General features: G+C 35.1%; 4 protein-coding genes. All 4 read left to right on the forward strand.

Annotation, left to right across the window (positions count from 1 at the left end; genetic code table 11):
* Positions 1-3: 3 nt before the first annotated feature.
* A complete protein-coding gene (locus tag AACZ92_RS13250) occupies positions 4-1467 on the forward strand; it encodes a T9SS type A sorting domain-containing protein (protein WP_339702170.1) in 1464 nt (487 codons plus the stop codon).
* 129 nt (positions 1468-1596) lie between these two features.
* Entirely contained in the window at positions 1597-5001 is a 3405-nt protein-coding gene (locus tag AACZ92_RS13255) for a DUF4175 family protein (RefSeq protein WP_339702172.1), read from the forward strand.
* Positions 4994-5410, forward strand: a complete 417-nt coding sequence (gene ybeY, locus AACZ92_RS13260; RefSeq protein WP_339702174.1) for an rRNA maturation RNase YbeY — start codon at positions 4994-4996, stop codon at positions 5408-5410. The genes AACZ92_RS13255 and ybeY overlap by 8 nt, the downstream gene beginning before the upstream one ends.
* Before the next feature lie 203 nt (positions 5411-5613).
* A partial coding sequence (locus AACZ92_RS13265; protein WP_339702176.1) for an FAD-dependent oxidoreductase occupies positions 5614-6134 on the forward strand: 521 nt, incomplete at its 3' end.

Raw genomic sequence — 6134 nt, forward strand, 5'->3', positions numbered from 1 at the left:
CCAATGAAAAAAATAGTACTATTAACAATTTTGCTTATTTCAAACTTTACTTATGCTCAATGGCAACTTCTAGGACAAACAATTTTTGGCGATTCAAATCAAAATCAAATAGGTTATACTACTGCAGTTAGTGGTATTGGTGATAGGATGGTGTTTTTAAGATACGGTTCAAGCCCATCTAATCAACTTATTGCCAAAGTTTATCATTTTGTGAATGAAGATTGGGTACAAATTGGAGACGATGTAACGCTATTAAATGGAGTAAACTTAAGAGGTATGGTAGCTATGAATAATGAAGGTAATAGGTTTGTTGCTGGTACTTACGTTCTTAATGGTGAAGGAAAGGTCATGGTTTTTGAATTAGAGAATAATACTTGGGTGCAAATAGGCGAAGATATTACAAGTGAGTTTGTAGATGATGAATTTGGACAAACAGTTGACATGAATGGGAATGGGAATGTTATTGTATGTGGAGCTCCTGAACCTTCAGAAGGATATGTTAAGGCTTATGAGTTTATTAATAACGAATGGATACAAAAAGGCGATAATCTCATAGGTGATGTTATAGAAGATAGGTTTGGGTCCTCAGTAGCAATTAACGGAGAAGGAAATAGAATAGCTGTTGCAGCACCAGATAATGATGAAATAATAATCAATGCAGGGCAAGTAAAGATATTTGAATTTCAAAATGGGGAATGGCAGCTTTTGGGTAGCTCTATTTTAGGCAAACAACAAGATGATTATATAGGAACAGCTTATTCCCCAGGAAATAACGGCATTGATTTAAATGAAGTTGGTGATGTTATTGCAATTGGTACTTGGAGGCATCTCGATAATCAAAATAATTGGGTAGGACAAGTTAATGTACATGAGTTTATTGATGAGAACTGGACATTAAAAGGATTGTCTTTTGAAGGTAGAGAAGATACTAACTTCTTTGGTGGTTCAATTTCTTTAAACGCAGAAGGAAATATAGTTGCTATGAGTGATATATCGAGTAAGTTTGGTTCCCAAGTAGTGATAAGTAAATTTGAAAACAATGAATGGACAAATTATGGAAACTCAGTTTTTCCTCCCAATCAACAATCATCTTTTTTCGCATTTAGTATTGATATGAATGATACTGGCAATATATTGGTGGTTGGGGATCCTGACGATGGAAACACAAGCGTAGGACAAATTCATGCCTTTAAATATAATCCTGATTTAACTGTTTCAGAACCAATGGATAAAAATGAATTAATTTTTTACCCCAATCCCAATAATGGTGACTTTTTTATCAAGTTTTCTGAAAATTTTGAGTCGATTTCAGTACATATCACAGATGTCTCAGGTAAACGAATAAGTGAATTACAGTTTTCGAATATGAAGGAAGTTTTTGTTCAAGAAAATATTTCGGCAGGAGTATATTTTGTAAAGGTGCAGACAGCTAATTCGAAGTCAACTTTTAAAATGATTGTAGAATAACCTCTTTAAGTGACAAAACACTTGATTTTACTTTAATATTGGAGCAATTTTTGATAGTAAACTAGCTCACAGAAGTCTTGAAATAAAATTGTATTTTTAGGAGTTCTATATAAAACGATTGTAAGTACTATGAGCACCTTCAATATCATTCAGCAAAAGCTGGAACAATTCATTAAAAAATTCTACACCAATGAATTGATAAAAGGCGCTATTTTGTTCTTTGCTATTGGCTTGCTTTACTTATTACTTACGCTACTTGTTGAATATTTTTTATGGCTTAGCCCATTAGGCAGAACTATTTTGTTTTGGGTTTTTATAGCTGTTGAAATCACACTTTTTATTCGTTTTATTGCGTTTCCGTTAGCCAAATTACTAAAATTTCAGAATGGAATTTCATACGAAGAAGCTTCTGCAATTATTGGAAATCACTTCCCAAATGTGAGCGATAAGTTGTTAAATGTAATTCAGTTGAACAGAAACCAACACGAAAGTGAGTTATTAGCAGCGAGTATTGATCAAAAAGCTTCCGAATTACAACCTATCCCGTTTCAAACGGCAGTTGATTTCAAAAAGAACGCCAAATATTTGAAATATGCAGCCATTCCAGTGCTCATATTTATAGTGATTAGTTTATTGGGTGAAAAAGATCTTTTTTCCAGCAGCTACCAGCGGGTTGTAAATTACGATACGGCTTATGAACCGCCGGCACCGTTTAATTTTGTGGTGTTAAATGATAACCTTTTAGCAATAGAAAGTAAAAATTATACGCTAAAAATAAGAACGCAAGGAACCGTCATACCGCAGAACGCAAGTATTGAATTTAATAACGAAACCTATTACCTACAACAAACAGCACCCGGTTTGTTTGAATATACTTTTTCACAATCCTTGGAGCCGATTGATTTCAACCTAAAAGCCAATAAAGTTCAATCTAGAAGTTATACACTTGATGTCGTTAAAACTCCGTCATTACTTGGTTTTGAAATGATTTTAAATTATCCTTCCTATACCGGAAAGCAAGATGAAACCTTAAAAAGCACGGGCAATGCGACCATTCCTGAAGGCACACAAGTTACTTGGCAAGTGGCAACTAAAAACACTCAACAAGTCAATTTAAAAACGGCCGATACCATCTATGGTTTTGCTGAAGAAAAACAACAATTCAACTTTCAGAAAAACATATACTCTAAGTTGGATTACGCGATAACGACTTCCAACGAAAACCTGAAAAACTACGAAAATCTATCTTTCACATTAGGTGTAATTAAAGACGAATTCCCTGAAATTGATGTTCAGTCCAAACAAGACAGTACCGACACTCAATTGGTTTATTTTTTAGGCCGTGTAAGTGATGATTACGGATTGACAAAACTGCGTTTGGTCTATTACCCAACCGGAGAAGAAGAAAAGGCCAAAAAGGAACCGCTTTCACTTAACAAGAGCAATTTTGACCAGTTTGTATATACATTTCCGGGGCAATTGCCATTAGAGGAAGGTGTAGCGTATGACTATTATTTTGAAGTATTTGACAACGATGCTATTCATAATTTCAAATCTAGTAAATCTGGTGTGTATTCCTTCAGAAAATTAACCGATGGTGAACTACAGAACGAACAATTGAAACAACAAGATGCCAATATTAAGGACTTGGACAAGACATTGGAAAAAATGAAAGAGCAGGATAAAAGCTTGGAAGAGTTGTCTAAAACCCAAAAAGAAAAGAAAGAACTGAATTGGAACGATAAAAAGAAACTGGAAAATTTCATCAAACGGCAAAAACAACAAGAGCAGATGATGAAGAATTTTTCAAAAGAAATGAAGGAGAATCTTGAAAATTTCCAACCCCAAGAGAAAGATGATCCTTTTAAAGAACAATTGGAAGACCGTTTACGAGAAAATGAAGAACGCCTAAAAGAGAATGAAAAGCTGTTGGATGAATTGGAAAAGCTGCAGAATAAAATTCAGAAAGAAGATTTAACTGAAAAATTAGAAAAACTTGCCAAGCAAAATAAAAATCAAGAAAAGAATTTGGAGCAATTGGTAGAGTTAACAAAGCGTTACTATGTCACCAAAAAAGCCGAAAAGCTAGCTGAAGATCTTTATAAATTGGGTGAAGAGCAAGAGAACCTTTCAAAAGCCCCAGAAGAAGAAAACACCAAAGAAGCTCAAGAAGAGCTTAACAAAAAGTTTGAGGAGTATAAAGAAGAGAAAAAGCAATTAGAAAAAGATAATGAAGATTTAAAAGAACCGATGGACCTTCCTAAAGATGAAATAGGGGAGAAAGTAGTTGATAAAGAACAACAAAATGCTTCTGAAAAATTAGAACAACAACAAAAGCAAGATGCTCAAAAAAGTCAGCAAAAAGCGGGTGAAAAGATGAAAGAAATGGGCAAGCAAATGCAGATGCAAATGCAAGCTGGACAAATGGAAACCATTGAAGAAGATGTAAAAATGCTTCGGCAAATCTTAGATAATTTAATCGTGTTTTCCTTTGGGCAAGAAGATTTAATGGAAGAGTTTAAAACCATCGATTATGGTAGTCCTGTCTTCGGAAAAAAATTAAATATTCAAAACGACCTTAAACTTAATTTTGAACATGTGGATGATAGTATTTTTGCCCTTTCGTTACGCCAGCCTATGATTAGCGGTAAAATAAATAGTACGCTTACCGAAATTCAATACAATATTGATAAATCTCTTGATCGTTTAGCACAAAACCAAATGCGACAAGGTGTTTCAAGCCAACAATACACGGTAACTGGAGCCAATGAACTTGCTATCATGTTGAGTGAATTATTGAACAATATGCAAAATCAAATGCAGATGAATGCTTCTGGTCAAGGTCAGGGACAGGGACAAGGCCAAGGCAACGGCCAAGGCGACGGAAAAGGCTTTCAACTTCCAGATATCATTAAAAAACAAGAAAGCCTTTCCGAACAAATGAAAGAAGGAATGGAAGGTCAACAAGGTGGTGATAAAGGAAAAAAAGAGGGTCAAGGAGAGGGAGAAGGTAAAGGAGAAGGTGAAGGCCAAGGAGAAGGAAGTGGTGAAGGAGGCGAAGGAGGTGAAGGTGGAAGTCAAGGCCAACAAGACGGAAAGTCTGGAAATGGAAATAGCGAACAATCCAGTGAAAAATTGTATGAAATCTACAAGCAACAGCAAATGCTTAGGCAACAATTGGAAGACCGATTAAACAAAGAAGGACTAAAAGGAAAAGCAGGCGAATTGCTTCGCGAAATGGAGGGTGTAGAACAACAGTTGCTAGAAAAAGGATTTAATCAACAAACGCTTCAGCGAATGCTCAATTTACAGCATCAATTATTAAAATTGGATAAAGCTTCTTTTGAACAAGGAGAAGAAAATAGAAGAGAATCTGAAACCAATAGAAAGCAATTTTCCAACAACCTACGCTTATCACCTGAAGCAATTAAAAAGTACTTTAACACAACTGAAATTTTAAACAGGGAAGCACTACCTTTGCAACCACAATTTAAAGAAAAAGTACAAACTTATTTTAAGCAAACGAATGATTGAATTTTATTCTGAAACGAATTTTGAGTTAGAACATAATCAGGAAATTTCAGACTGGATTTCATTAATAATTTCTACTGAAAATTATAAAGAAGGTGAGATTGTTTACGTTTTTTGTGATGACGCTTATTTACATAAGTTAAATGTTCAGTTTTTAGATCACGATACTTTGACTGATATTATCAGTTTCGACAATTCGTTAGGAAAACAAATTCACGGAGAAATTTATATTTCTGTAGAACGTGTAAAGGAAAATGCAAAAACATATTCGGTTTCGTTTCAAGATGAATTACACCGGGTCATTATCCACGGAATCCTACACTATTGTGGCTATAAAGACAAAACCGATGATGAAGCTTCGCTTATGCGTACTAAGGAAAATGAAGCCTTAGAAAAGCGCTCTTTTCTGTAGAACGTTGATTTACAAATAATTATATAATTAAGTTGCTGATTATAAGCAATTTAGCTATCTTTGCGCCCATTTAAAAAAGAACACTGATTTTAATGTGGTACACTGAGCCCTTAGATAAAAGCTTGTTCTGATTTTATCGAAGGGTTCAGGATAAACGCAGTCGAAGTGTTCCACGTGGAACAATGGAAAATAAAAGATAATTTATGTTTGAAAAGGAATATGATGTTATAGTAGTTGGTGCGGGTCACGCAGGTTCTGAAGCTGCCGCCGCTGCCGCTAATTTGGGGTCAAAAACATTGTTGATTACCATGAATTTGCAAAACATTGCCCAGATGTCTTGCAACCCAGCTATGGGTGGAATTGCAAAAGGTCAAATTGTTCGGGAGATAGATGCGCTTGGTGGCTATAGCGGAATTGTGTCAGATAAATCTGCGATCCAATTTAAGATGTTGAATAAATCCAAAGGGCCAGCGATGTGGAGTCCAAGAGTTCAAAGTGACCGAATGATGTTTTCAGAAACTTGGCGTTTGATGCTCGAACAAACTCCAAACTTAGATTTCTATCAAGAAATGGTTTCAGGTATTTTAGTAGAAGACGGTAAAGTTGTTGGAGTAAAAACTTCGTTGGGTTTAGAAGTAAAATCAAAATCGGTTGTGTTGACCAACGGAACTTTTTTAAACGGATTAATCCATATTGGAGAAAAACAATTTGGAGGTGGTAGAGC

The organism is uncultured Marixanthomonas sp. (genome assembly GCF_963974425.1).
Taxonomy (GTDB): Bacteria; Bacteroidota; Bacteroidia; order Flavobacteriales; family Flavobacteriaceae; genus Marixanthomonas.